This is a genomic window from Williamsia herbipolensis (assembly GCF_036153515.1).
Lineage (GTDB): Bacteria > Actinomycetota > Actinomycetes > Mycobacteriales > Mycobacteriaceae > Williamsia_A > Williamsia_A herbipolensis.
On record NZ_CP108021.1, the window covers coordinates 2,692,723 to 2,718,202 of the forward strand.

Here is a 25,480-nt window from a genome sequence, read left to right on the forward strand (position 1 = left end):
CCTGCAACGACAAGAGGTCCCCGCCGAAGCGGGGACCTCTTGTGTGTGTGGGCGAAGGGGGACTTGAACCCCCACGTCCCGAAGGACACTGGCACCTGAAGCCAGCGCGTCTGCCATTCCGCCACTCGCCCGTGGCCTGTCCGCGTTGTGAAGCAAACGGACTGCAAGACGATAGCACGCAGGGCAGTTCGGGTTTAAATCGCTGCTCGGGGCACTCTTTCGCCTGATCGGAGGACACCGGGCGCTGTGACGGGCGGGACGGATGGGGACGCGATGGGACGAATGCCCAGGCGAATCGCTATCATCAAACGGCGTACGGGGCACGGCGACACGCTGATGCGAGCGAAGGGAGGCCCCCGGCATGGGAATTCTGCAGAGAATCGAACGGAAGCTCGAGGGCGCCGTCGACGACGGCTTCGCCCGCGTCTTCGGTGGCAAGGTGGCCCCTCAGGAGGTCGAGGGCGCGTTGCAGCGCGAGGCCGAGGATTCCCTCGAGAACCTCGGCGACGGCGGCAGGCTCGCCCCGAACAGCTACACGGTGGTGGTCAGCTCGACCGATCACGAGCAGATGGCCGCCGAGTACGAACTCAACCGCAAGACGTTCTCGAAGCATCTCGAGCATTTCATCCGCGACAACGGCTGGCAGACCTACGGTGATGTGATCGTCGAGTTCGAACACTCGCCGTCGCTGCACACCGGACAGTTCCGGGCACGCGGTGCGATCGACCCCGACGCCGTCCCCAAGCCGGTGGGATCGCGGGAGGCCCACCCGGCCCCGCCCGCACCACCGCGCCCAACCACAGGCCACCCACCGAACGCGATCGCAGAACCAGGAGCATTCCCGATGACCCAGAACTCAGGACACGACCCGCGCCGGGGATACGACCAGGGGGACCGGGAGCCGGGTCGCGATCGTCCCGCGTCCGACCAGGGCGGCTACGCGCAGCCCGGGTACGGCACCGGCGGCTATGACCAGGCCGGATACGACGACCGCGGCTACGCGCAGCCCGGACACGGCTACGACCAGGGTGGCTACACCCCCAACGATCGGGGCGCCTACGCGCCCGCCGATCAGGGCGGCTACCCGCCGGCCGCCGACTACGGTGACCCGCGCCATCCCGACGCCGGCGCACCCGCGTACGACCGTGGCCCCGGCTACGACCAGGGCGCCTACCGCACCGGTGGCGGCTACCAGCAGGGCGGCTACGGCCAGGCCGGTGGGTACGACCAGGCCGGGTACGACCAGGGGCCCGCGGGCAACGACCGCGGTTACCAGCAGGCCGACGCCGGGTACTACGCCGACGCCGATTACCGCGACGCGGGCTACCAGCAGGGCGGCTACGACCAGGGCGGGTACGCGCCCCGCGGCGGCGGCGCCTACCAGGGTGGCTACGACCAGGGTGCCTACGACCAGGGCAACTACCAGCCCGCCGGATACGAGCAGGGCTACGGAGCGGCCACCGCTGCGCCGACCTACGCCCCCACCGGTGTCACGCTGTGCCTCGAGGACGGCAGCAACCGCACCTTCTCGCTGCGCGACGGGTCGAACGTGATCGGCCGCGGCCAGGACGCACAGTTCCGCCTCCCCGACACCGGCGTCTCGCGCCGCCACGTCGAGATCCGCTGGGACGGGCAGGTCGCGCTGCTGCACGACCTGAACTCCACCAACGGCACCACTGTCAACGACGTCGCCGTGAGCAGCTGGGAACTCGCCGACGGCGACCACATCCGGGTGGGCCATTCCGACATCACCGTCCGCTTCCAGTGACGGCTGCGCCCTAGGCGCTGGTCGGACGCATCGCCCTCGGCAAGCGATGCCAACCTGACACATACAGATACCGATTCACTCGCACCCTGCCCATAGGATGTGAGTCCATGGTCGGTGCGCCGATGTCGCGGGTCGAGACATCGGGGCCGACCCGAAGTGTCCCCACGACGTCGCATCCGGAGGTGAACCGCTGTGCAGGGCATCGTGCTGCAACTGACCCGCATCGGGTTCCTCCTGCTGCTGTGGTTCTTCGTCTGGGCCGTCCTGCGCACGCTGCGGCATGACGTCTACGCCGCGACCGGTCAGCGACCCGTCCCGCGCTACGAGCGCAAGGGGCGGCGATCCGGTGGGGGTGGCGCCGCCCGACCGAAGGGCGCGGCGCGATACCTCGTGGTCACGCACGGGGCACTGGCGAACACGCGCATCACCCTGGGCACCCAACCGGTGCTCATCGGTCGCGCCGCCGACTCGACGCTCGTACTCACCGACGACTACGCCTCCGAACGGCACGCACGGATCTCCCGCCGCGGCGACGACTGGTACGTCGAGGACCTCGGCTCGACGAACGGCACCTATCTCGATCGCGGCAAGGTGACGACGGCGGTGAAGGTCCCCCTCGCCACGCCGGTGCGCATCGGCAAGACCGTGATCGAGTTGCGCCCGTGACCCTGGTGCTGCGCTACATCGCGCGGAGTGACCGCGGACTGGTCCGATCGAACAACGAGGACTCGGTCTACGCGGGCGCGCGCCTGCTCGCCCTGGCCGACGGCATGGGCGGCCACGCGGCCGGCGAGGTCGCCAGCCAACTCGTGATCGAAGCGCTCCAGCCCCTCGACGACGACGAGCCCGGCGGCGATCTCCTCGGCAAACTCGACGACGCGATCCGCAGCGGCAACGCCGCCATCGCCGACCAGGTCGCCCAGTCGCCCGAACTCGACGGGATGGGCACCACGCTCACCGCGATCCTGTTCGCCGGCAACCGCCTCGCCCTGTGCCATATCGGCGACTCCCGCGGTTACCTCCTGCGCGACGGCGACCTGAACCAGATCACCCGCGACGACACCTTCGTGCAGACGCTGGTCGAAGAGGGTCGCATCACCGCCGAGCAGGCCCACACCCATCCGCAGCGGTCGCTCATCATGCGCGCACTCACCGGGACCGAGGTCGAGCCGACGCTGACCATCCGCGAGGCGCGCGACGGTGACCGCTACCTGCTGTGCTCCGACGGCCTCTCCGATGTCGTCACCGAGGAGACCATCGCCGATACGTTGCGGTCGGTCGCCGATCACCGCGACTGCGCCGACCGCCTCATCGAGCTGGCGCTGCGCGGCGGCGGACCCGACAACGTGACCGTGGTGGTCGCCGACGTCGCCGATGTCGACTACGGCGACCACCGTCCGATCCGTGCCGGTGCCGCCGGTGACGACGACGAGGACTACACGCCCGACCCGACCACCGCGGCCGGTCGCGCGGCGGCCCTGCGCCCACCGCGCGAGGCCCCCGCCCGTCCGACCGTCGAGCCCGAGCCGGTCGCGACCCGACGCCCGCGTCGGCGGTGTCTGTTCGCCGCGGCCGCCATCACGCTGATCGTGCTCGTGATCGCCGGCGGCTTCGTCGCGCGGTCGGTGATCCGCTCGAACTACTACGTCGGCGAGAGCGACGGCAACGTCGTGCTCTACCGCGGCATGCAGGGGTCGGTGCTCGGGTTCTCGCTGAACTCGGTGAGCCTGTCGGCCTGCGTGAGCGACCTGCGCGCAGAGACTCCGACGATCACCTTCGCCGACGCCGGCGACGCCTCCTCGTGCACGCGCCTGCCGGTCACCGACCTGTCGCAGCCGAGCCAGAACACGGTGCGCGCGAGCAAGCCCAGCGTGCCGCTCGACGAGGCGAAGCAGAACGTGTCGCTGCTGTCGTTGCTGCCCCTGTGCGGCACCTCCACCCTCGGCGGCAGCGCCGGTTCGTCGGCGGTCCCGACCACGACCGGCGCGCCCACCTCGGCACCCGCCTCGAGCGTCCCGCCGCCTGCGACACCGACACCGACCGGCTCGCCCGCACCGGCGCCCGGCGCGCCGGTGAGCTCCGCCGCCCCGACCACCACGATCGACACGAGCACCGATCGTTTCGACGACAGCGGCCGCAAGGTCTGTCGGGGGCACTGATGTCATCCGAAGCCGTCACCCAGACCCCGACGTCGGGGCCCATCCGCCGACCCACCGGGCGCAACACCGAACTCATGCTGCTCGGTGCGGCCACGGTGGTGGTGTTCGCCGCGATGATCAACGTCGAGGCCGCCCAGGAGCAGCAGCTCACCATCGACCTGCTGAAGTACGCGGGCGCGTTCATCGGACTGTTCGGATTCGCGCACCTCGTGATCCGTCGCTACGCGCCCTACGCCGATCCGCTGATCCTTCCGCTGGTCGCGGTGATCAACGGGTTGGGTCTCGTGCTGATCCACCGCCTCGACCTCGGGTCGGGCCGCAACGGTGAGACGGCCGAGGCGACGACCGTGACCAACAACGCCGATCAGCAGGTGCTGTGGGCGGCGCTCGGGGTGGTCGCGTTCGCCGCGATCCTCATCTTCGTCCGCGACCACCGCACGCTGTCGCGCTACAGCTACATCCTCGGCCTCGGCGGTCTGATCTTCCTCGCGATCCCGGTGATCCTCCCGGCGTCGCTGTCGGAGATCAACGGCTCCAAGAACTGGATCCGCACACCGCTGTTCAACATCCAGCCCGGTGAGTTCTCGAAGATCCTGATCATCATCTTCACGGCGTCGCTGCTGGTGTCCAAGCGTGACCTCTTCACGACGGCGGGCAAGCACTTCCTCGGGATGGACCTGCCGCGCGCCCGCGACATGGGTCCGCTCCTCGCGGCATGGATCGTCACCATCGGGATCTTCGCGCTCGCCAACGATCTCGGCGGACCGCTGCTGATCTTCTCGACCATCCTCGCACTGCTCTACGTCGCGACCGAACGCGCCGGATGGGTGATCATCGGCGTCGCCCTGTTCGCCGTCGGTGCGGTGCTCGCCTACGAACTGTTCCCCCACCTGCAGGTGCGCGTCCAGGTGTGGCAGGACCCGTTCAGCGACTTCTACGGCACCGGGTACCAGGTCGGTCAGGGACTCTTCGGGCTCGCGACCGGCGGACTGTTCGGCACCGGTCTCGGCTCGGGCCGACCCAACATCGTGCCCTTCGCCAACACCGACTTCATCATCGCGACCATCGGCGAGGAACTCGGTCTCGTCGGTCTGGCCGGCATCCTCGGCCTCTACCTGATCCTGGTCGTCCGCGGCCTGCGCACCGGCATCACCGTCCGCGACAGCTTCGGCAAGCTCCTCGCGACGGGACTGTCGTTCTCGATGGCGGTGCAGTTGTTCGTCGTCGTCGGTGGCGTCACGAAGCTCATCCCGCTGACCGGTCTGACGACGCCCTTCATGTCCTACGGCGGGTCGTCGCTGCTGGCGAACTACGTTCTGGTGGCGTTGCTGATCCGGGTGTCGAACGCCGCGCGGGAACCCGACACCACGAAGAAGAAGCAGACCCCGGTGGCGCTCGCGCAGACCCAGGTGGTGAAGCGCGCGTGAACATCCCGATCCGTCGCGTCGTCATCGCCGTCATGGTGATGATCGTCGCCCTGCTGGCCAACGCGACCTATGTCCAGGTGTTCGAGGCCGACGACCTCAAGGCCGATCCGCGCAACCAGCGGGTGCTGCTCGACGAGTACTCGCGGCAGCGCGGCCAGATCACCGCCGGCCAGGAGGTCATCGCACAGTCGGTGCCCACCAACGACCGCCTCAAGTACCTGCGGGTGTACCCGGGCAAGTACGCGGCCGCGTTCGCACCGGTCACCGGTTTCTACTCGTTCCAGTACGGCAGCGCGGGCATCGAGCAGAGCTACGACTCGCTGCTCAACGGCAACGACGACCGGCTGTTCGGTCAGCGGTTCCTCGACATGTTCTCCGGGCGGGACCCGCGCGGCGGCAACGTGGTCACCACGGTGGTCCCGCGTCTGCAGAAGGTGGCCTACGACGCCATGAACGCCGGGTGCTCGGGCGGCTGCCGCGGCTCGGTCGTCGCGATCGCACCCAGCACCGGCGCCATCCTCGCGATGGTCTCGACACCCTCGTACGACCCGAACAAGCTCACGAGCCACGACGCGACGGTCCGTGAGACCAGCTGGGACGCCTGGAATCCCGAGAACCCCAGCGAGACAGCGCAACCCATGCTCAACCGCGCCATCAACCAGACCTACCCCCCGGGGTCGACCTTCAAGGTCGTCACCACCGCCGCGGCCCTGGCGCAGGGCGTGAACCCCGACACCACCCGGCTCACCGCAAACAGCTCCATCACGCTGCCGAACACCGAGACGTCGCTGACCAACTACGCCGGCGAGACCTGCCCGGGATCCAGCGGCGGTCAGGTGACGCTGCGTCAGGCCTTCCAGTACTCGTGCAACACCGCGTTCGTGCAGCTGGCCACCGAGCGCCTCTCGAACCCCATCGCGACGGTGAAGTCGACCGCGAACCGTTTCGGTCTCGACGCCGACACCCCGGATGTGCCGATGTCGGTGTCGGATTCGACGACCGGTCCCATCGACGACCTCGCCGCCCTCGGGCAGAGCGCCATCGGGCAGCGTGACGTGCGGATGACGCCGCTGGAGAACGCGATGATCGCCGCGACGGTGGCCAACGGCGGTGTCCGGATGCAGCCCTACCTCGTCGACAAGCTGCAGGGTCCCGATCTCAAGACGCTGTACACGACGGCGCCGACCTCGATCAACGAGCCGATCTCGGCGACGACGGCGGCGACGCTGACGAGCCTGATGGTCGACTCCGAGCGCAACACCAGCGGGTCGGGTGGCCCGGTCACCATCGCCTCGAAGACCGGTACCGCCGAGCACTCGGCGACGTCGGAGGCCGCCGACACCCCCTACGCCTGGTACATCGCCTTCGGGCCGTCGAGCAACGCCCAGATCGCCGTCGCGGTCATCGTCGAGAACGGTGATCGCGGTGTGCAGTCGACCGGTGGTTCGTCGGCCGCACCCATCGGTCGGGCCGTGATCAACGCGATGGTGGGTGGCGCGCAATGAGTCTCTATGACAGGGGGACCCGATGAGTCTGCAGAGTGGAACCACCATCGCCGACCGCTACCGGCTGATGCGATTGATCGCCACCGGCGGCATGGGTCAGGTGTGGGAGGGTCTCGACACCCGTCTCGACCGCCGGGTGGCGGTGAAGGTGCTCAAGTCGGAGTTCTCCGACGACGCAGAGTTCCTGCGCCGCTTCCGGATCGAGGCCCAGACCACCGCGCGGCTGCACAACCCGGGCATCGCCAGCATCTTCGACTACGGCGAGACCCCCGACCGGTCGGGCGGCCCGGCGCTGGCGTACCTGGTGATGGAGCTCGTCAACGGTGAACCGCTCAACGCCGTCCTCGCGCGGATGGGTCGCCTCTCGCTGACCAACACCCTCGACATGCTCGAGCAGACCGGTCGGGCGCTGCAGGCCGCGCACGTCGCGGGTCTCGTGCACCGCGACGTGAAGCCGGGCAACATCCTCATCACGCCGACCGGTCAGGTGAAGATCACCGACTTCGGTATCGCGAAGGCGGTCGACGCGGCGCCGGTGACCCAGACCGGCATGGTGATGGGCACCGCGCAGTACATCTCGCCCGAGCAGGCCCTCGGTGAGGACGCGACGTCGTCGTCGGACGTCTACTCGCTGGGTGTCGTGGGCTACGAGGCGATCTCGGGCCGCCGGCCGTTCCTCGGCGACGGCGCGATCACCGTCGCGATGAAGCACATCCGCGAGACCGCTCCCCCGCTGCCGAGCGACCTGCCCGGCGGCATCCGGGAGCTCATCGCCATCACCATGGCGAAGGATCCCCAGCAGCGCTACGCCAACGGCGGTGAGTTCGCCGACGCCGTCGCCGCAGTGCGGGCCGGACGACGTCCGCCGCCGCCGCGCGCCGGTGCCGTGGTGGCCGCACCGCCTCCGCACACCCGCGAGATGTCGGCACCCATCCCGCGCCCCGCCGGTCCGCCGCCCCCCACCGCCACCTCGCGGCGCCCGATCCCCGCGGCACCCGCCCCCGACAACGGGAGCTGGACCGGGGGCCAGAAGGCGTTGGCCGCGGTCGCGGTGTTGCTGCTGCTCGCCGCATTGGGCCTCGTCGGTTACTGGCTCGCGACGAACGACAGCGGCAGCGGCACCACCCCGGCGCCGTCGTCCTCGTCGGTGGTCACCACCACCGAGGAGACGACCCCGGAGACGACGACCACCACCGACGAGACCACCACGACAACGACGACGACCACCACGACTACGCCTCCGACCACGACCACCACGACCCCGGAGACGACGACCACGACCACCACGCCGGGTGGACTGCTGCCCGATCTCGGCTCGCTGATCCCCGGTCTGGGCCAGAACTACCATGGCGGCCAGACCCCGGACGGGCTCGATCGCAATGCGCCCACCGACGCGGAGAGGTGACAGATGACGACTCCTCGCCACCTGTCCGACCGCTACGAACTCGGTGAGACCCTGGGGTTCGGCGGTATGTCCGAGGTGCACGGCGCGCGTGATCTGCGTCTTCACCGCGACGTGGCGATCAAGGTGCTCCGTGCCGACCTGGCGCGGGACCCGAGCTTCTATCTGCGCTTCCGCCGCGAGGCGCAGAACGCGGCCGCGCTGAACCATCCGACGATCGTGTCGGTGTTCGACACCGGTGAGGCCGACACCCCCGAGGGGCCCATCCCCTACATCGTGATGGAGTACGTCGACGGCGAGACCCTGCGCGACGTGCTACGCGCGCAGGGCCACGTGTCGCCTCGGCAGGCGATGACCTGGATGGCCGATGTCGCTGCGGCACTGGACTTCTCGCACCAGAACGGCATCGTGCACCGCGACATGAAGCCGGCGAACGTGATGATCGACAAGTCGGGTGCGGTGAAAGTGATGGACTTCGGCATCGCGCGCGCGATGTCGGACGCCAGCAGCGCGATGACCCAGACGTCGGCGGTCATCGGCACCGCGCAGTACCTCTCACCGGAGCAGGCCCGCGGCGAGAGCGTCGACGCACGCAGCGACGTGTACTCCATGGGATGCGTGCTGTTCGAGCTGCTCACCGGAGAACCGCCGTTCACCGGCGACTCCCCCGTCGCCGTCGCCTACCAGCACGTGCGGGAGGACCCGCCGGTCCCCTCCAGCATCCGTCGCGAGATCCCACCGCAGCTCGACTCGGTGATCCTCAAGGCAATGAGCAAGAACCCCGCCAACCGCTACCAGTCGGCGGGCGAGATGCGGTCGGACCTGATGAAGGTCCTCGCCGGTGGCCGACCCAGCGCGCCGATGTTGCTCTCCGACGAGGACAAGACCGGTGTCATCGAGCAGATGCCGCGCGCGCGATCGACGCGGGTCGGTCCCACTTCGCACCGCCGGCCCGAACCCGACGACGAGGACCGCCGTCGCGGTGCGATGCCGAAGATCCTCGCGATCGGCGCCGCCGTGGTCGCGGTGATCGTGCTCGTCGCGCTGCTGCTGACCCGTCCGTGGGCCGACTCGTCCGACGACCAGATCGCCATTCCCGCCGTCACCTCGATGTCGGCCGCCGAGGCGCGCTCGACGCTCGAGGGCCTCGGATTCAAGGTGAACCAGCTCCAGGAGTCGAGCAACGACGTCGCGTCGGGCAGCCCGACCCGCACCGCGCCGTCGGAGGGGGTCCGGGCCGACAAGAACTCGTCGGTGACCCTCTACATCTCGACCGGTCCGGTGCGTCAGGACCTGCCCGACCTCACCGGCAAGACCTATGACGATGCGCGCAAGGCGTTGTCGGATCTCGGTTTCACCGACGTCCGACAGGGCAACGTCGCCTCGACCAACCAGCTCCGCGGCAAGGTCGCCGGGCTGTCACCCGCGGTCGGGACCTCGCAGGCGGTCAACACCCCCGTCACCGTCCAGATCGGCACCGGACCGCGCCGTGTGTCCGTGCCGACGCTCACCGGTCAGACCTCTGACCAGGCCACGAGCACCCTCGAACAGCTCAAGCTGAAGACCCAGATCACCGAGGCCGATTCCGATCAGCCCGAGGGGACCGTGCTCTCCAGCAGCCCCGCGGCGAGCTCGCAGGTCGACGAGGGCAGCACCGTGACGGTGACCGTCTCGCGCGGCAACCAGTTCCGGATGCCCGACCTGACCGGCAAGACGGTGCAGCAGGCCATCGACACCCTGACCGCCGCGGGGTGGCGCGACACCACCCTCAACCAGACACCGCGCAACGTGGGACTCGGGTCACCGGACGCCAACCGCGTCATCTCGCAGCAGCCCGCCGCGAACTCGCTGATCAACAACAACGGTGCGATCAACGTCGTCGTCGGCCAGGCGAGCCTGCTGCCCGGCTGACCCGCGCACGCTCAGGCGCCGATGGCGGCGGCCGCCGTCTCCTCGAGACGCGTGACCAGAGACTCGGAGATCTCGAAACCGCTGAGCCGCAACCAGTTCGCGAGCATCCGGTGCCCGCCCTGGGTCAGCACGCTCTCGGGATGGAACTGCACGCCGTGGATCGGCAGATCCCGATGTGCCATCGCCATCACGATGCCGGTCTCGGTGCGTCCGGTCACGACCAGCTCGTCGGGGATGGTCTCGGGCACCACGGTGAGCGAGTGGTAACGGGTCGCGATGAACGGATCGGGCAGTCCCGCGAGGACACCGGTCGCGGCGTGGAACACCGTCGAGGTCTTGCCGTGCAGCAGCTCCGGTGCGCGGTCGACCGTCGCGCCGAAACTCGCACCGATCGCCTGGTGCCCCAGACACACCCCGAGCAGAGGTGTCCCGGTGCGCGCCGCGACGGCCACGAGCGGCATCGTGGCGCCCGCGCGCTGCGGCGTTCCCGGCCCGGGACTGAGCAGGATCGCGTCGAACTGCTCGGCCACGGCGTCGAGATCGGCCAACCGCTCGTCGTCGTTGCGCCACACCGTCGCCGTCACGCCCAGCTGCCCCAGGTACTGCACGAGGTTGTAGACGAAGCTGTCGTAGTTGTCGACGACCAATACCGACGGGACCAATACCGACGGAACCGAGGCCGACGGTCCACCGTTGCGAGTGCTCACGCCGTCACGGTACCGCTGCAGACAGTCGCGTCTCACATCGGTTTCTCGGCGTGATCGGTCCGAAACGGCCGGTGGGATACCGTGGGGACACCCAATCCGCGAGCACCACCGACCCCCATCGAGTCGCCCCCGATGCGCCCCCGCGAGGGGCGCGGCCGACCGAGGTTTCACAGCGAGGAAGACATGCCGAAGTCCAAAGTCCGGAAGAAGACCGATTACACCATCAACCCGGCGAGCCGTACGCCGGTGAAGGTGAAGGCCGGTCCGTCGAGCCAGATCTACGTGACCGCGATGCTCGGCCTCATGCTGATCGGCCTGGCCTGGCTGATCGTGTTCTACCTCGTCGCGACCCCGTCGAGTCTCGGCGGCGACGGCAAGCTCCTGCACTGGATGTACAACCTCGGTGCCTGGAACTTCCTCATCGGCTTCGGGTTCATGATCACCGGGCTCCTCATGACCATGAAGTGGCGCTGACGTCTCCGACGTCGGAAGTGGCGCTGACGGCTCATCGTCGACAGAGTTATTTGTCCCCAACCTGGGGAATGACATGTGTGTAATTCATCCACATTGGGGATAGAGGCTGTGGACAACTCGTCGTCGTGGGCCACACCCGTGCCCGTGGGCTGTGCGCTGACCGTGGGTGGCGTGGTGCTCCTGGCCGCCGCCGCGCTGTCCGGCTCGGATCCCGCAGGCCTGGTCATCATGGGTGTGGCCGGGCTGCTGCTGGTCGCCCTCGGTGCGTCGTCGTTGCTGATCCGTCCGCGCCTGTCCGCCACGCGGGAGTCGCTCACGATCCGCACCGTCACCGGTCGCCGCACCCATCCGCGGGAGTCGATCGCACGGATCCGTGTCGTCAGCTATCCGCGTTTCGGGCGGCGCGTGCCCAACCTGGAGATCGACATCGTCGACGGGACCGAGGCCGATGGGGACGAGAGACTGGTGATCCTCGGACGCTGGGAGCTGGGCGCGGCACCCGCCGACGTCGCCGAGGCGCTGGCCGATCTCGGCCACGACGTCACCGACAGCAAAGACCTGCGGTACCGCACCGGGGACCCCGAGGACTCGTAGCCGCAGGGTGTCCCGCAGTCAGACGGCCGCGACCGCGACCGCGCTGATCGCGATGGCCAGCAGGGTGAGCACCACGATCGAGACCCATCCCACGCGGCTCGCGGCCGCCGCGGTGCGTCGTCCCTCGGGCAGCACCCATCGGGGCGCCATGAGCACGCCTGCCGTGGCGGCCGCACCGAAGGCGAGGCCCCCGAGGTGCGCCCACAGCGAGATGTTCGGGATCGACAGCGAGATGACGATGTTGATCGCGATCAACGCGACGATCTGGCCGGCGGGCAGCTTCGCGCGCAGCACGGCCACCAGCAGTCCGCCCATGACGCCGTAGATGGCGCCGGATGCTCCGGCCGTCGCCGCGTCGGGGGAGAACACCGAGACCGCCGCACTGCCGCCGAACAACGCGGTGACGTAGATCCCGAGGAAGCGTTTCGAGCCGATCGCCATCTCGAGATCGCGACCGAGGATGTAGAGCGTCAGCATGTTCAGACCGACGTGGATCACCGAGAAGTGCAGGAACCCCGAGGTGAACAGGCGCCAGTACTCGCCCTGCTCGACGAGGGGTCCGAAGAGGACGCCGTCGAAGAAGACGCGGGAGGTCCCGGGTCCGATGTTCGACGCGCTGTGCGCCTGGGCGGCGGTGAGCACGAAGATCACGAGGTTGATCGCGATCAGCCCGTAGGTGACGAGGGGGCGGGTGGCGCCCATCATGCGGGCGGCCGGGACGCTGCCGCCGGCCTGGCGCACGCAGTCGACGCAGTGCTGTCCGACGGCCGCCGGTGTCAGGCACTGCGGACACGCCGGGCGCCCGCACCGGCTGCAGGCGAGGCCTGTCGGACGGTCGGGGTGGCGGACACAGACCGCCGCCGGGGGTTGATACCCCGGCGGCGGTGGGTACTGGTTCAGCTGATCTCGATCTTCTCGATGATCACGTCGTCGAGCGGCTTGTCGCGACGGTCGGTCGACACGGTCGCGATCTTGTCGACGACGGCCTGCGAGTCGGCGTCGGCGACCACACCGAAGATCGTGTGCTTGCGGTTGAGGTGCGGCGTCTTGGTGACGGTGATGAAGAACTGCGAGCCGTTGGTGCCCGGGCCGGCGTTCGCCATGGCCAGCAGGTACGGCTGGTCGAAGGACAGCTCGGGGTGGAACTCGTCACCGAACTGGTAACCGGGGCCGCCGGTGCCGGTGCCGGTGGGGTCGCCGCCCTGCAGCATGAAGCCGTCGATCACGCGGTGGAAGATCGCGCCGTCGTAGAAGGGGCCGCTGTTGCCGCCGGAGGCGTTGGGCTGGCTGTAGTCCTTGCTGCCGGTGGCCAGACCGGTGAAGTTCTCGACGGTCTTCGGCGCGTGGTTGCCGAAGAGGTCGATGACGATGTCGCCCTGGTTCGTGTGCAGGGTCGCGGTCGCGGTTTTCTGTGGTGTGCTCACCCCTCCATGGTGCCACCCGCACCCGTGGCGGCGTCTCGCGGTTCGCACGGGCCTGGCAGGGTGGTGTCACACAGTGTCCGCATCCGCGGGCGGCGACGTAGGTCGACAGCCAGGTCGACGGGAAGAGGTGGCTGCCGTGATCGGTACCTCAGATGATCGAGACAAAGGCCTCGCGCACGCCGCGACCGGCTCGCAGCACCCGGTGCGATCGGCGGTCGGCTCGGCCGCGTTGGGGTACGTGGCGCCGTGGTCGACCCCGGTGCGGATGATCACCTCCCGACTGCTGGTCCGTCGTGCCGCGAAGAAGGACTCGGCGACGACGGGCTCGGGTCCCTCGATCCCGCGCATCTCCGTACCGACGCCGTCGCTGCCGTCGGTACCGACGCCGCGCCTGCCGTCGGTGCGCGCCTCGAAGAGCCCGTCGCGTCGCGCACGTACCGGTCTGATCGTTCTCGGCATCGCCGTGGTGGCCGGTGGCGGTGCCGCCGCTGTCGCCCTGCGGTCGAGCCGACGCACGCCGCCCCCGGTGGCCGCGCACCCGCCGCGGGTGGAGGACGTCCCCACGTCGGCCGGCGACGACTCCGCCCGCGCCGAGTAGCTTGTAGGCGTGCATCCACAGGACGGGCGTTACGACAACGGTCACCCCGACGCCGGCCGGTTCGACCCTCGGCGTCCTGCGTCGCCGGACCAGCCCGACGCGCGACGGGGAGATCAGCGACCGCCCACCGGTCCGCAGCATCGTCAGGCTCCGCCGCCGCCACCGACCGGCGCGGTCCGACCCGGCCCCGCGCGCGGAGCCCCGCAGCGTCCGCCGTTCCGTTCGGACCAGCCGCGCACCGAGCAGCGCCCACCGTTCGACCGCGACCCGTCGCAGACCCGTGCGCAGCCGCCCGGTGTCCTGAGCGGTCCCGGGGCCACCGCGAATGCCGCGTATTCGATGATGTCCGACCAGCGACCGGCCGAGCCGGCACGCGGTCCCCACCCCTCCGAGGCACAGACAGAAGTCCATGACCCGTACCGCCCCGCCGAGTTCATCGAACGCCAACCCGATTCCGGGGCCGATCAGGAGTCCGAGGCGATGAACGCCGCACCGCGCAACTCGACCAACAAGCTGTCGGTGGTCGCACTCATCCTGTCGTTCCTGGGGATCACGTCGGTGTTCGGCGTCATCTGCGCCTACGTGTCGCGCAGGCAGATCCGGGAGAGCAAGGAGCAGGGCTCGTCGCTGGCGACCGCGGCGCTGTGGATCGGCTGGTTCTACATCTTCGCCGCCGTGCTGTGCCTCGTGGTGTACTTCGCCATCGCCGGCCAGGGTTCGTGACGCGCGTCGCGCGGAAAAAGGTTGTGGAGCCTAGGAGATTCGAACTCCTGACATCTGCCTTGCAAAGGCAGCGCTCTACCAACTGAGCTAAGGCCCCGTGCCAGATCGCTCTAGCGGGTGGGGAGGGAATGCCACTCGATCGTGTTCCGCTTCGACTCGGCGACGAGCCCGACGACAATGGTCGCCACCAGCCCGACCACCACGAAAACGACCTTGACCACGTGGGCCTAGGAGGACTTGAACCTCCGACCTCTTCGTTATCAGCGAAGCGCTCTAACCGCCTGAGCTATAGGCCCGTGAACCTCGGAAAGATTACCGACTGACCGCACCAGAAACAAAACCGGCTCGGATCAGTCGCGGTCGGCCAGCGTGATCTCGACGCCGCCCACGAGGTCTGCGCTCATGTTGTAGATGAACGCACCCACCGTGGTGAGGGCGGTGAACACGACGACGTACACCGCACCGATGAGTGCTGCGATGCCGAACACACCGCCCGCGGTGATCTGGAACGAGGTGTCGGTGGTGGTGTCGCTCGACACCAGCGTCCCGAACGAGCTGTTCACCTGATCCCAGACCCCCATGCCGTCGAGGATCACGTAGAGGACGCCGATCGCGATCATCCAGATGAGGAACAGCGCGATCGCGAGGACCGACGAGATCTTGAACGTCGACCACGGATCGATGCGACGCAGCTGTACCGCGGCTCGCAGTGGTCCGCGCGGTCCGGGGGCGACCGACTCGACCGACCGGAACGCCGACGACGACGGTGCCGCCTGTGCGGTAGGAGCCGTGGTCGGGTGGTGGATCGCATCGAGGTCGGGCAGGTCCTCGGGGATGTCGCTGCGGTCGATGTTGCGGGTCGGTCCGTCGATCACCTTGCCGGCCAGCGAGTTCCGACCACGGTTGGCCTGGCCCTGCCCCGACTGGCCCACGTTGCCCTGGGCGTCGAGCTTCGCGATCGGTGCCCGCGCGGTCTGGGCGGCCGACTGCTGATCGGCCGTCTGACCGGCGGGGTTCTGCTGACCGGGCGGCTTGGGCGCCGCGGTCCCCGTCACGAGGGGCCGGTACGGCTTCGGGTTCGCAGCCGGCGACGCCGGCTGGGCGTTCGGGGCCTGCGCGGTGTTCCCCGGGGACTGGTCGGGTCGGTTCGGCTGTACCGGACCACCCGTCGGCGGCAACTGCGAACCGACGCGCTGCCACGGCGGTTTGCCACCGGCACCGGTGCCCGACGACGGACGATGCGCGTCGGGATCCGGAGCACCCTGCGAGGAGCCATTGGCGGCGGCTGCCGCACCGTTGGTGCCGGCGTCGCCCTGCGGGCGGTCGGCCACCGATGCGCCGGGGCGACCGGGGGCACGCGACCACTCACCGTTCGAGGCGGGGCGATCGTCGGAGTTGCGATCGCCGTGGGGGCCACCGGCCTGCGTCGGAGACGCACCTTGTCGAGGGTCGGACCCCGTGGGCTGTCCGTCGGGCTCGTTGGGTGTGGTCACCTGAATTCCTTCACCTCGTGTGTGCGGTGCGGTGTCTGCCGGGAGGAGACGATTGCCCCGCTACTTCCCGTCGGACGCGCCGTCGATCTCATCGGGCTCGTCGGCGTTGCGGGCAATTGCCAAGAGCGTAGTTCCTTCGTCGAGGTTCATCAGGCGGACGCCCTTCGTCTGACGACCGGCCTTGCGCACCTGCTTGGCCAGCGTACGGATCACGCCACCGTTGGAGGTGATGGCGTAGACCTCGCTGTTGTCGTCGACGATGAGCGCACCGACCAGCTCGCCGCGCCTGCGGTCGTACTGGATGGTGAGCACGCCCTTGCCGCCGCGTCCCTGCACCGGGTAGTCGTCCATCGCCGTGCGCTTGGCGTAGCCGCCGGCCGTCGCCACCAACAGGTACGTGCCCTCCACGACCACGTTGAGCGACAGCAGCTGGTCGTCGTCGTTGAACCGCATGCCCTGCACACCGGACGTCTGGCGACCCATGGGGCGCAACGCCTCGTCGGTCGCGCTGAACCGGATCGACTGGCCCTTGGTCGAGACCAACAGCAGGTCGTCGGACGAGCTGCACAGCTGGGCACCGACGAGTTCGTCCTCACCGCGCAGGTTGACCGCGATGATGCCGCCGGAGCGGCTCGAGTCGAAGTCGACCAGACGGGACTTCTTCACCAGACCACCGCGGGTGGCCAGCACGAGATACGGGGCATCCTCGTAGCTCTTGATCTGGATGACCTGCGCGATGCGTTCCTCGGGCTGGAAGGCCAGCAGGTTCGCGACGTGCTGGCCGCGGGCGGTGCGGTTGGCCTCGGGCAGCTCGTAGGCCTTCGCCCGGTAGACCCGGCCCTTCGTGGTGAAGAACAGGATCCAGTCGTGGGTGGAGCAGACGAAGAAGTGCCGGACGATGTCGTCCTGCTTGAGACCCGCGCCCTGGACGCCCTTGCCGCCACGCTTCTGGCTGCGGTAGAGGTCGGTCTTGGTGCGCTTGGCGTACCCGGTCTCGGTGATGGTGACGACGACGTCCTCGCGGGCGATGAGGTCCTCGTCGGTGACGTCGCCGTCGGCGGCGATGATGCGGGTGCGCCGCTCGTCGCCGAACTTCTCGACGACCTCGGTCAACTCGTCGCGCACGATCGCACGCTGGCGCTCGGGCTTGGCGAGGATGTCGAGGTAGTCGGCGATCTCGAGCTCGATCTCGGCGAGGTCGTCGACGATCTTCTGACGCTCCAGCGCCGACAGGCGCCGCAGCTGCATCGCGAGGATGGCGTCGGCCTGGATCTCGTCGATGTCGAGGAGGGTGATCAACCCCGCGCGCGCCTCCTCGGTGTTCGGTGAGGCACGGATCAGCGCGATGACGTCGTCGAGCGCGTCGAGGGCCTTCACCAGACCGCGCAGGATGTGTGCGCGCTCCTCGGCCTTGCGCAGCCGGTAGCGCGTGCGTCGGATGATGACGTCGAGCTGATGCGCCACGTAGAAGCGGATCATCTGGTCGAGACGCAGGGTGCGCGGGACGCCGTCGACGATGGACAGCATGTTCGCGCCGAAGCTGGTCTGCAGCTGACTGTGCTTGTAGAGGTTGTTCAGCACGACCTTCGCGACGGCGTCGCGCTTCAGGGTCACCACGATCCGCATGCCGACGCGGTCCGACGACTGGTCCTCGATGCGGCTGATGCCCTTGAGCTTGCCGTCGTTGACCTGCTCGGCGATCGACACGATCATGCGGTCCGGGTTCACCTGGTAGGGCAGTTCGGTGATCACCAGTGTCGTCGCGCCGGTGCGGGACTCCTCGACGTCGACCACACCGCGCATGCGGATGCTGCCGCGACCGGTGGTGTAGGCGTCGACGATGCCCTGCGAGCCGACGATGAGCCCCGCGGTCGGGAAGTCGGGTCCCTTGATCCGCTCCATGCACGCGGCCAGCGTCGACTCCTCGTCGGCCTCGTGGTTGTCGAGCGCCCAGAACACCGCGTCGGCGACCTCGGTGAGGTTGTGCGGCGGCATGTTCGTCGCCATGCCGACCGCGATGCCGCCCGACCCGTTGATCAACAGGTTGGGGATACGACTCGGGAGGACCGTGGGCTCCATGGTCTTGCCGTCGTAGTTCGGCGTGAAGTCGACGGTCTCCTCGTCGATGTCGCGCAGCATCTCCATCGCCAGCGGCGTGAGGCGGGCCTCGGTGTACCGCATCGCCGCGGCCCCGTCGTCGCCGCGCGAACCGAAGTTGCCCTGGCCGTCGACGAGGGGGTAGCGCATCGACCACGGCTGCGCGAGGCGCACCAGCGCGTCGTAGATCGCGGTGTCGCCGTGGGGGTGGTAGTTGCCCATCGTCTCCGCGACCGGCTTCGCACACTTCACGTAGCTGCGGTCGGGCCGGAATCCCGCGTCTCCCATGGCGTAGAGGAGTCGACGGTGCACGGGCTTGAGGCCGTCGCGGACCTCGGGCAGCGCGCGGCCCACGATGACGCTCATCGCGTAGTCGATGTAGCTGCGCTGCATCTCCTGCTGGATGTCGACCGGCTCGATGCGGTCGCCGCCGTTCTCGTCGGTGGTGCCGCCCGGCGGCAAGGTGGTGTCAGTCATCAGATCACTTTCGTTGTACGGCGCCGTGTTTCACGTGAAACGAAACCGGCGTCGATCACACGTCGAGGAAGCGCACATCCCGTGCGTTGCGGGCGATGAAGCTGCGTCGGGCCACGACGTCCTCGCCCATCAGGACACTGAACAGTTCGTCGGCGGCCGCGGCGTCGTCGAGGGTGACCTGGCGCAGCACGCGCACCGTCGGGTCCATCGTGGTCTCCCACAGCTCCTTGGCGTTCATCTCGCCGAGGCCCTTGTAGCGCTGGATGCCGTCGTCGGTGTTGATCTTCTTGCCCGCGGCGCGGCCGGCCTCGAGCAGTCCGTCGCGCTCACGGTCGGAATACGCGAACTCCGGAGCGGCGCCCTTCTGCCACTTGAGCTTGAACAGCGGCGGCTGCGCGAGGTACACGTGGCCGTGCTCCACCAGGGGCCGCATGAAGCGGAACAGCAGGGTGAGCAGCAGCGTCGAGATGTGCTGGCCGTCGACGTCGGCGTCGGCCATCAGCACGATCTTGTGGTACCGCAGTTTGGCGAGATCGAACTCGTCGTGGATGCCGGTGCCGAAGGCGGTGATGATCGACTGCACCTCGGTGTTCTTGAGAACACGATCGATGCGGGCCTTCTCGACGTTGATGATCTTGCCGCGGATCGGGAGGATCGCCTGGTACATCGAGTCGCGGCCCGACTTGGCGCTGCCGCCGGCCGAGTCGCCCTCCACGATGTAGACCTCGCACTTGGCGGGATCGTTGCTGCGGCAGTCGGCGAGCTTGCCGGGCAGGCCACCGATGTCGGTCGCGCTCTTGCGCCGCACCAACTCTCGAGCCTTCCGCGCGGCCATGCGGGCCTGCGCCGAACCGACCGCCTTGTTGATGATGATCTTCGCCTCGGCGGGATTCGACTCGAACCAGTGCGACAGGTGCTCGTTGGCCACCTTCTGCACGAAGCTCTTCACCTCGGTGTTGCCCAGCTTGGTCTTCGTCTGGCCCTCGAACTGCGGGTCGGAGACCTTCACCGAGATGACGGCGGCGAGACCCTCACGGATGTCCTCACCGGTCAGCTTGCCGTCCTTCTCCTTGAGGAGTTTCTTGTCGAGCGCGTACTTGTTGACCGTGCTGGTCAGCGCCGACCGGAAACCCTCCTCGTGCGTACCGCCCTCGTGGGTGTTGATGGTGTTGGCGAAGGTGTGCACCGACTCGGAGTAGCCGTCGTTCCACTGCATCGCCAGTTCCAGCTCGTGGCCGGTGCCCTTGGCGGTGAAGCTCACGATCGAGGCGTGGATCGGCAGCCGCGACTTGTTGCGGTTGTTCAGGTGCGCGACGTAGTCCTCGAGTCCACCGGGGTAGTGGTAGATCTTCGTGCGCGGCTTGCCCGAGACCTCCTTGCGTACGCTCTCGCCCGCGGTGTCGGCGATCTCGATGACGTCGGAGACCTCGGTCGCGGCCTCGCTGTCGAGTTCGGCCTGGCTCTTGGGTGCCTCGGCCGTCTCGATGTCGTCGCTGTCGTTGCCGATCTGTGCGGGACGCTCGTCGGTGAGGGTGATGGTGAGCCCCTTGTTGAGGAACGCCATCTCCTGCAGACGCCGCGAGATCGTCTCGAAGCTGTAGTCGGTGGTCTCGAAGATCTCCGGATCGGCCCAGAAACGGGTGGTCGTGCCCTTGCGGCGGGTGGCCGACCCCTTCACCAGCTCCGCGGGCTTGGCGTAGTTGTACGTCTGCGACCAGTGGAAGCCGTCGCGGTCGATCTCGAGTTCGACCTTGGTCGACAGGGCGTTGACCACCGAGATGCCGACACCGTGCAGACCACCGGACACCGCGTAGGAATCGGAGTCGAACTTGCCACCGGCGTGGAGCTGGGTCATGACGACCTCGACGGTCGGGACACCGGTCTTGTGCATCTCGACGGGGATGCCGCGGCCGTCGTCGATGACCTCCACTCCCCCGTTGGCCAGGAGCTTCACGTCGACCTTGCTCGCGTGGCCTGCCATCGCCTCGTCGACCGAATTGTCCACGACCTCCCAGATGAGGTGGTGCAGACCGCGCTCACCGGTCGAGCCGATGTACATGCCGGGGCGCTTGCGGACGGCCTCGAGACCTTCGAGAATGGAGATCGAGTCGGCACCGTAACTGCCGCTGCCCGCCTTCTTGGCGGGAGCCTTCTTCGGGGCGGCCTTCTCGGGCTGGGACTTCGGCGGCGTGCTCGCCGAGGAGTTCTCGTTGTCGGGGGTGTCGCTGCTGTCGGCCACGGGTGGGGTCCGCTCCTCAATCGTTCGGGACGTGCGTGTCGAACCCCTCTCGGGGCACTCCCTCCATAGTACTGCCTCAGGCGTCCGAGAACGGCTGTCCATGGTGTCTGACGCGCCCACAGACCGAATTTCTCGACAGTTCCTAGGGGCGATTGTGGGCACACACCGCCACGAACCTCTGAAGGGCTGTTTCAGCCGTAGGTGTCACGCGGTCCGCGACCACGCACGTGTCGCTCCCCCTTGCGCCACGACGGTGCCTTCGGTCCGGTGATGCGTAGCTGCGTGACCACGCCGTTTCCGACCGCTGCGGCGATCTTCGCGATGATCTGACCCTGGATGAGGCGCAACTGCGTCGCCCACGCCGTCGACTCGGCGGTGACATGGAGGATCTTGTCGCGCAGATCGGTCGGCTGCGCGTGCGCCGAGATGTCGGGTCCGACGATCCGGGCCCAGGCCCCGAACACCGTGCCCTCACCGATCTTGTCGCCCCATCCGCGGTCCTGGGAGAGCGATCCGGTGAGCCGACCCAACGGCTGCGGGTCACGCGGATCGGGCCCCGAACCCGAGTAACCGCCCCGACGGCCGCGGGCGCGGCGGCGCACCGGCGAGGACCGACCCTGACCGACCGATTTCCCCGCGGCGCGCGCGGCGTTGCGGGCGTCCTCGAGCGCTTTGCGGGCCATCGCGTGGCCACTGCTCGGCTCCTCCGGGGAGCCACCCGCCTGCGCATCGTCGGTCACCGCTGATCCTCCTCGAGCAGGTACGACTCCCGGCCGCCGGATTCCGGTGACGACTCGCGGACACCGACGGCGACACGGCGACCACCGATGGCCTCGGGGATGTCCTCGGCGACCGCCGCGGTGATGATGACCTGTTCGACCGACGCGGCGAACCGCGACAGCGCCGCACGCCGAGAGGCGTCCAATTCGGCGAACACGTCGTCGAGCATGACCACCGGCTCGGCGCCGTCGGAGCGGATCAACTCCACCGATCCCAGACGCATCGCCAACGCCAACGACCACGATTCACCATGACTGGCAAACCCTTTCGCGACCTGACCGGCGATCACCACGTCGATGTCGTCGCGGTGCGGACCCACCAGACACACCCCCCGCTCGATCTCCTTCTTGCGCGCCTCCGACAACCGGGTCAGCAGCACGGCCTCGATGTACTCGACGTCGGCGGGGGTCCCGTCGACCGGAACGATCTCGTCACCCACGCTGGGTCGGTACCGCAGGTCGACCGGACGCGAATGCGGCGCGAGCGTCGCGTACTCGTCGGCCACCAGAGGCCGCAGCCGCTCCACGACGTCGATCCGTCCGGCGGTCACCTCGGCCCCGAATCGCGCCAGCTGCGTGTCCCACACATCGAGGGTGCTGATCACCGACGACGCCGACTCCCCACCCGAACGCATCGCCGCCGCAGCGGTTTTCAACAGTGCCGAGCGCTGGCGCAACACCCTGTCGTAATCGCTGCGCGCCGCGACCATGCGTGGGCCGGCGAGTGCGGCGAGTTCGTCGGCGAAGCGACGACGGTCGGCCGGTTCGCCCCGCACCAACGCCAGGTCCTCGGGGGCGAAGAGCACGGTGCGGAGGATGCCGACGATGTCGCGTGCCCGCCGCGACGGCGCACCGTTGACCGATGCACGGTTGGCCTTGCCCGGCGTGATCTGTACCTCGGCGGTCAACTCACGACCACCGTTGATCACCGTGGCCGACGCGGTCGCCGACACGGCGCCGGTGCGGACCAATGATGCGTCCGTGCTCACCCGGTGCGAGCGGAGAGTGGACAGGTACTGCAGCGACTCGATCAGGTTGGTCTTCCCGAAACCGTTGCGCCCCACGAAGATCGTCGGTTCGGCGGCGAGATCGATCGACACCTCGCTCCACGAGCGGAAGTCACGCAGCCGCAGGGTGCGGACGAACACCTGCTCTCAGCTACCGGACGGTTTCACCGAGTGGCCGCCGAACTGGTTGCGCAACGCCGAGACGGCCTTGAGCGTCGGTGAACCGCTCTCCTGGCGTGACGCGAAACGGGCGAAGAGCGCCGCGGAGATGACGTTGGCGGGCACCGAATGTCGGATCGCCTCCTCCACCGTCCACCGACCTTCCCCGGAATCGGTTGTGTAGTCGGAGATCTCGGCGAGACCGGGATCCTCCTGCAGCGCCTTGACGAGCAGGTCCAGCAGCCACGAACGGATCACCGTCCCGTGTGTCCACGCCTGCAGGGTGCCGGCGACGTCGGTGATGAGCGGCTCGGCGGTGAGGAGCTCGTAGCCCTCGCCGTAGGCGTGCATGAGCCCGTACTCGATGCCGTTGTGCACCATCTTGGCGTAGTGACCGGCGCCGACCGGTCCGGCGTGGACGAATCCGTCGGCACGGTCACCCTCGGGACGGAGGGCGTCGAAGATCGGCATCGCGCGCTCGATGTGCTCCGCAGCTCCACCGGCCATGAGGCCGTAACCGTTGGCCAGTCCCCACACACCGCCGGACACACCGCAGTCGATGTAGCCGATTCCCTTGGCGTCCAACAACTCCGCGTGCGGTGCATCGTCGGTGTAGCGAGAGTTTCCGCCGTCGATCACGAGATCGCCGGGTGAGAGCGCCTCGGCCAGCTTCTCCACCGTCTCGCGGGTCGGGGCACCGGAGGGGACCATGACCCACACGACACGGGGTGCCTGCAGCGCGGCCGCGAGCTCGTCGAGCGAGGGCACGTCGGTGACCTCGGGCCGTGGGTCGTAGCCGATCACCTCGTGACCTGCGCCCTTGAGGCGCTCACGCATGTTGGCACCCATCTTGCCCAGACCGATCAGGCCGAGTTGCATGGTGCGTCCTCTCGTCGGAAAACGGTGCGACCCCGGCGCATCAGCGGGCCGGCGCGCGAAGTCGATCAGCCCGGAAGGCGAACCGGCATCAGCAGATACGTGAAATCGCTGGACGGTGCGGCGTAGGCGCCGCTGTCGTCCGGCACCGGGGCGTCACCGGTCGACGGACGCAACACCGCGGGGCGGCTGGGGGTGGTGAACCCGAAGTCGACCGACGTCGTGTGCAGGGCGGCGAGACCGTCGAGCAGGTAGGTCGGGTTGAAGGCGATGGTGAGCGGATCGCCGTAGAACGAGACCGCCACCTCCTCCTCGGCCTTGCCGGCGTCGTCGCCGCCGGCGGTGAGCAGCACCGAACCGTCGGTGAACTCCAGACGCACCTGCGCACCCCGCTCGGCGACGAGCGCGACGCGCTTGATGGCATCGGTCAGGGCGCTGATCTCGATCGTCGCCATCGAGGTGTGCGACGGCGGCAGCAATTGGCGGAACTTCGGGAACTCCGCGTCGAGCAGACGTGTGGTGGTCTGGCGGCCCTGGCCCAGGATGCCGAGCAGTCCCTCGCTCCCGATGCTGCCCGCGGAACCGAGTGCCAGCGAGACCGGGGATCCGTCGGACCCCGCGGACTTCGCCGACTCCGACAGCGTCTTCGCCGGGACGAGTACCGCGGCGGTGTCACCGGTGGTGGGTTGCCAGGTGAGTTCGCGGACGGCGAGGCGGAAACGGTCGGTCGCGGCGAGCACGACGGTGTCGTTCTCGATCTCGACGCGGATACCGGTGAGCATCGGCAGGGTGTCGTCCTTGCCGGCCGCGATCGCCACCTGGGTGATCGCCTCGGCGAACACCTCGGCCGGGACGGTGCCGGTCACGGTGGGCACCTCGGGGAGGGTCGGGTAGTCCTCGACCGGCATGGTCGGGAGCGAGAAACGTGAACTGCCGCAGGTGATCGCGACCCGCGACCCGTCGAGGGAGACGTCGACCGGCTTGGCCGGCAAGGCGCGGGTGATGTCGGCCAGCAGCTTGCCCGAGACGAGCACCCGACCCTCGTCGGCGACCTCGGCGGAGATGTCGACCTGGGCGGACACCTCGTAGTCGAAACCCGAGACGGTCAGACCGGTGTCACCGGCGGTCAGGACGACACATCCGAGAACCGGGACGGGCGGTCGGCTGGGCAGACTGCGGGCGACCCACGCCACGGAGTCGGCGAATTCGTCGCGTGTCACACGGAACTTCACAGCGATCGACCCTCCCGATCGGTCCGATCCTCCATAGCGACGAATGCCCTTCCGGTCGGTGGTGACGATGTCGTGCGCGTGACGACGTGGTGCGGACGATGCTTCGTCGGCCAGTGGGCACCACTCTAGAACGGACCGGCGCCGATCGTGGCAAACGGGTGGAGCTTGCACCCGAGCCGATGACGGCGCCCGGGCCGAGGGTGTGGACAGAGGACTCTGTGCACATCGCTTCTTATAAAGAGAAGTGAAAGAGAGTGAATATCAATAGTCATAGGAGCTGTTGAATCTGTGGACCGACCCCGTGCTTCGCAGCTGGGGGGCGGTGGCGGTCTGTGTATGACAGGTGGAGCGTTGCCGGTGGTTGGGTGGCAGGTTGTGCACGTGTTGGTGTTCGTTCACCTCGGTCCACCGTTACTCCACAGTTCGACG

The 25,480-nt window shown here is 68.5% G+C and carries 21 protein-coding genes and 3 tRNA genes; 11 read left to right on the forward strand and 13 right to left on the reverse strand.

Translation table 11 applies throughout. The annotated features are described in order from the left end of the window. Positions 1–48: 48 nt before the first annotated feature. A tRNA-Leu gene (locus OG579_RS12080) sits at positions 49–131 on the reverse strand. Between the two features lie 230 nt (positions 132–361). On the opposite strand from OG579_RS12080, the gene OG579_RS12085 reads away from it, so the two are divergent. From OG579_RS12085 to pknB, 7 genes are all read left to right on the forward strand, one after another. Next, positions 362–1,768 (forward strand): DUF3662 and FHA domain-containing protein, encoded by a 1,407-nt coding sequence (locus tag OG579_RS12085; RefSeq protein ID WP_328856125.1) that lies wholly within the window; start codon positions 362–364, stop codon positions 1,766–1,768. Between the two features lie 192 nt (positions 1,769–1,960). Further along, entirely contained in the window at positions 1,961–2,434 is a 474-nt protein-coding gene (locus OG579_RS12090; protein ID WP_045820902.1) for an FHA domain-containing protein FhaB/FipA, read from the forward strand. Beyond that, entirely contained in the window at positions 2,431–3,927 is a 1,497-nt protein-coding gene (locus tag OG579_RS12095) for a protein phosphatase 2C domain-containing protein (RefSeq protein WP_328856126.1), read from the forward strand. The genes OG579_RS12090 and OG579_RS12095 overlap by 4 nt, the downstream gene beginning before the upstream one ends. Further along, a complete protein-coding gene (locus OG579_RS12100; protein WP_328856127.1) occupies positions 3,927–5,354 on the forward strand; it encodes an FtsW/RodA/SpoVE family cell cycle protein in 1,428 nt (475 codons plus the stop codon). The genes OG579_RS12095 and OG579_RS12100 overlap by 1 nt, the downstream gene beginning before the upstream one ends. Beyond that, positions 5,351–6,859 (forward strand): penicillin-binding protein 2, encoded by a 1,509-nt coding sequence (locus tag OG579_RS12105; protein ID WP_328856128.1) that lies wholly within the window; start codon positions 5,351–5,353, stop codon positions 6,857–6,859. Before OG579_RS12100 ends, OG579_RS12105 begins: the two co-directional genes overlap by 4 nt. Before the next feature lie 22 nt (positions 6,860–6,881). Beyond that, positions 6,882–8,264, forward strand: coding sequence for a serine/threonine-protein kinase (locus tag OG579_RS12110; protein WP_328856129.1), 1,383 nt, complete (start codon positions 6,882–6,884; stop codon positions 8,262–8,264). A 3-nt stretch (positions 8,265–8,267) separates the two neighbouring features. Next, on the forward strand, positions 8,268–10,172 hold the full coding sequence (pknB, locus tag OG579_RS12115) for a Stk1 family PASTA domain-containing Ser/Thr kinase (protein ID WP_328856130.1): 1,905 nt from the start codon (positions 8,268–8,270) through the stop codon (positions 10,170–10,172). Between the two features lie 11 nt (positions 10,173–10,183). Here the strand turns inward: pknB and OG579_RS12120 are convergent, their stop codons facing one another. After that, positions 10,184–10,879 (reverse strand): aminodeoxychorismate/anthranilate synthase component II, encoded by a 696-nt coding sequence (locus OG579_RS12120; RefSeq protein WP_328856131.1) that lies wholly within the window; start codon positions 10,877–10,879, stop codon positions 10,184–10,186. Between the two features lie 183 nt (positions 10,880–11,062). Here OG579_RS12120 and crgA point away from each other — a divergent pair, with 183 nt between their 5' ends. Then, a complete protein-coding gene (gene crgA / locus OG579_RS12125; RefSeq protein ID WP_045824948.1) occupies positions 11,063–11,353 on the forward strand; it encodes a cell division protein CrgA in 291 nt (96 codons plus the stop codon). Positions 11,354–11,461: 108 nt separating this feature from the next. Then, a complete protein-coding gene (locus OG579_RS12130; RefSeq protein ID WP_328856132.1) occupies positions 11,462–11,947 on the forward strand; it encodes a PH domain-containing protein in 486 nt (161 codons plus the stop codon). Between the two features lie 18 nt (positions 11,948–11,965). Here the strand turns inward: OG579_RS12130 and OG579_RS12135 are convergent, their stop codons facing one another. Then, complete coding sequence (locus tag OG579_RS12135) at positions 11,966–12,688, reverse strand: rhomboid family intramembrane serine protease (protein ID WP_328856133.1); 723 nt, start codon at positions 12,686–12,688, stop codon at positions 11,966–11,968. A gap of 155 nt (positions 12,689–12,843) precedes the next feature. Continuing rightward, a complete protein-coding gene (locus OG579_RS12140) occupies positions 12,844–13,371 on the reverse strand; it encodes a peptidylprolyl isomerase (RefSeq protein WP_328856134.1) in 528 nt (175 codons plus the stop codon). 136 nt (positions 13,372–13,507) lie between these two features. On the opposite strand from OG579_RS12140, the gene OG579_RS12145 reads away from it, so the two are divergent. Both OG579_RS12145 and OG579_RS12150 read left to right on the forward strand, forming a co-directional pair. After that, positions 13,508–13,969: a hypothetical protein gene (locus tag OG579_RS12145; protein WP_328856135.1), complete on the forward strand. Its 462-nt coding sequence runs from the start codon at positions 13,508–13,510 to the stop codon at positions 13,967–13,969. A 9-nt stretch (positions 13,970–13,978) separates the two neighbouring features. After that, a complete protein-coding gene (locus OG579_RS12150; protein WP_328856136.1) occupies positions 13,979–14,692 on the forward strand; it encodes a DUF4190 domain-containing protein in 714 nt (237 codons plus the stop codon). Positions 14,693–14,716: 24 nt separating this feature from the next. On the opposite strand, the gene OG579_RS12155 is transcribed toward OG579_RS12150, so the two are convergent. The 9 genes from OG579_RS12155 to dnaN all read right to left on the reverse strand — a co-directional run bounded on the left by OG579_RS12155 (position 14,717) and on the right by dnaN (position 25,051). Then, positions 14,717–14,789: transfer RNA gene (locus OG579_RS12155), tRNA-Ala, on the reverse strand. Between the two features lie 125 nt (positions 14,790–14,914). Continuing rightward, positions 14,915–14,988 (reverse strand) — tRNA-Ile (locus OG579_RS12160). 54 nt (positions 14,989–15,042) lie between these two features. Continuing rightward, entirely contained in the window at positions 15,043–16,185 is a 1,143-nt protein-coding gene (locus OG579_RS12165; RefSeq protein WP_328856137.1) for a DUF3566 domain-containing protein, read from the reverse strand. Positions 16,186–16,245: 60 nt separating this feature from the next. Further along, the gene (gene gyrA, locus OG579_RS12170) at positions 16,246–18,759 is read right to left on the reverse strand and encodes a DNA gyrase subunit A (protein WP_045824944.1); all 2,514 of its coding nucleotides are present in this window, start codon (positions 18,757–18,759) and stop codon (positions 16,246–16,248) included. A gap of 55 nt (positions 18,760–18,814) precedes the next feature. Next, positions 18,815–20,863 (reverse strand): DNA topoisomerase (ATP-hydrolyzing) subunit B, encoded by a 2,049-nt coding sequence (gyrB, locus tag OG579_RS12175; RefSeq protein ID WP_045824969.1) that lies wholly within the window; start codon positions 20,861–20,863, stop codon positions 18,815–18,817. A gap of 326 nt (positions 20,864–21,189) precedes the next feature. After that, positions 21,190–21,738: a DUF721 family protein gene (locus OG579_RS12180; RefSeq protein WP_328856138.1), complete on the reverse strand. Its 549-nt coding sequence runs from the start codon at positions 21,736–21,738 to the stop codon at positions 21,190–21,192. Next, complete coding sequence (gene recF, locus OG579_RS12185) at positions 21,735–22,925, reverse strand: DNA replication/repair protein RecF (protein ID WP_045824942.1); 1,191 nt, start codon at positions 22,923–22,925, stop codon at positions 21,735–21,737. The genes OG579_RS12180 and recF overlap by 4 nt, the downstream gene beginning before the upstream one ends. Before the next feature lie 6 nt (positions 22,926–22,931). Continuing rightward, positions 22,932–23,822 (reverse strand): phosphogluconate dehydrogenase (NAD(+)-dependent, decarboxylating), encoded by an 891-nt coding sequence (gnd, locus tag OG579_RS12190; protein ID WP_045824941.1) that lies wholly within the window; start codon positions 23,820–23,822, stop codon positions 22,932–22,934. A 65-nt stretch (positions 23,823–23,887) separates the two neighbouring features. Then, positions 23,888–25,051: a DNA polymerase III subunit beta gene (dnaN, locus tag OG579_RS12195; RefSeq protein ID WP_055784418.1), complete on the reverse strand. Its 1,164-nt coding sequence runs from the start codon at positions 25,049–25,051 to the stop codon at positions 23,888–23,890. Positions 25,052–25,480 lie beyond the last annotated feature (429 nt).

Coding starts and splice junctions, on each gene's coding strand:
- OG579_RS12085 (WP_328856125.1), top strand. CDS start 362: ATGGGAATTCTGCAGAGAATCGAACGGAAGCTCGAGGGCGCCGTCGAC.
- OG579_RS12100 (WP_328856127.1), top strand. CDS start 3,927: ATGTCATCCGAAGCCGTCACCCAGACCCCGACGTCGGGGCCCATCCGC.
- OG579_RS12110 (WP_328856129.1), top strand. CDS start 6,882: ATGAGTCTGCAGAGTGGAACCACCATCGCCGACCGCTACCGGCTGATG.
- pknB (WP_328856130.1), top strand. CDS start 8,268: ATGACGACTCCTCGCCACCTGTCCGACCGCTACGAACTCGGTGAGACC.
- crgA (WP_045824948.1), top strand. CDS start 11,063: ATGCCGAAGTCCAAAGTCCGGAAGAAGACCGATTACACCATCAACCCG.
- gyrA (WP_045824944.1), bottom strand. CDS start 18,759: ATGACTGACACCACCTTGCCGCCGGGCGGCACCACCGACGAGAACGGC.
- gnd (WP_045824941.1), bottom strand. CDS start 23,822: ATGCAACTCGGCCTGATCGGTCTGGGCAAGATGGGTGCCAACATGCGT.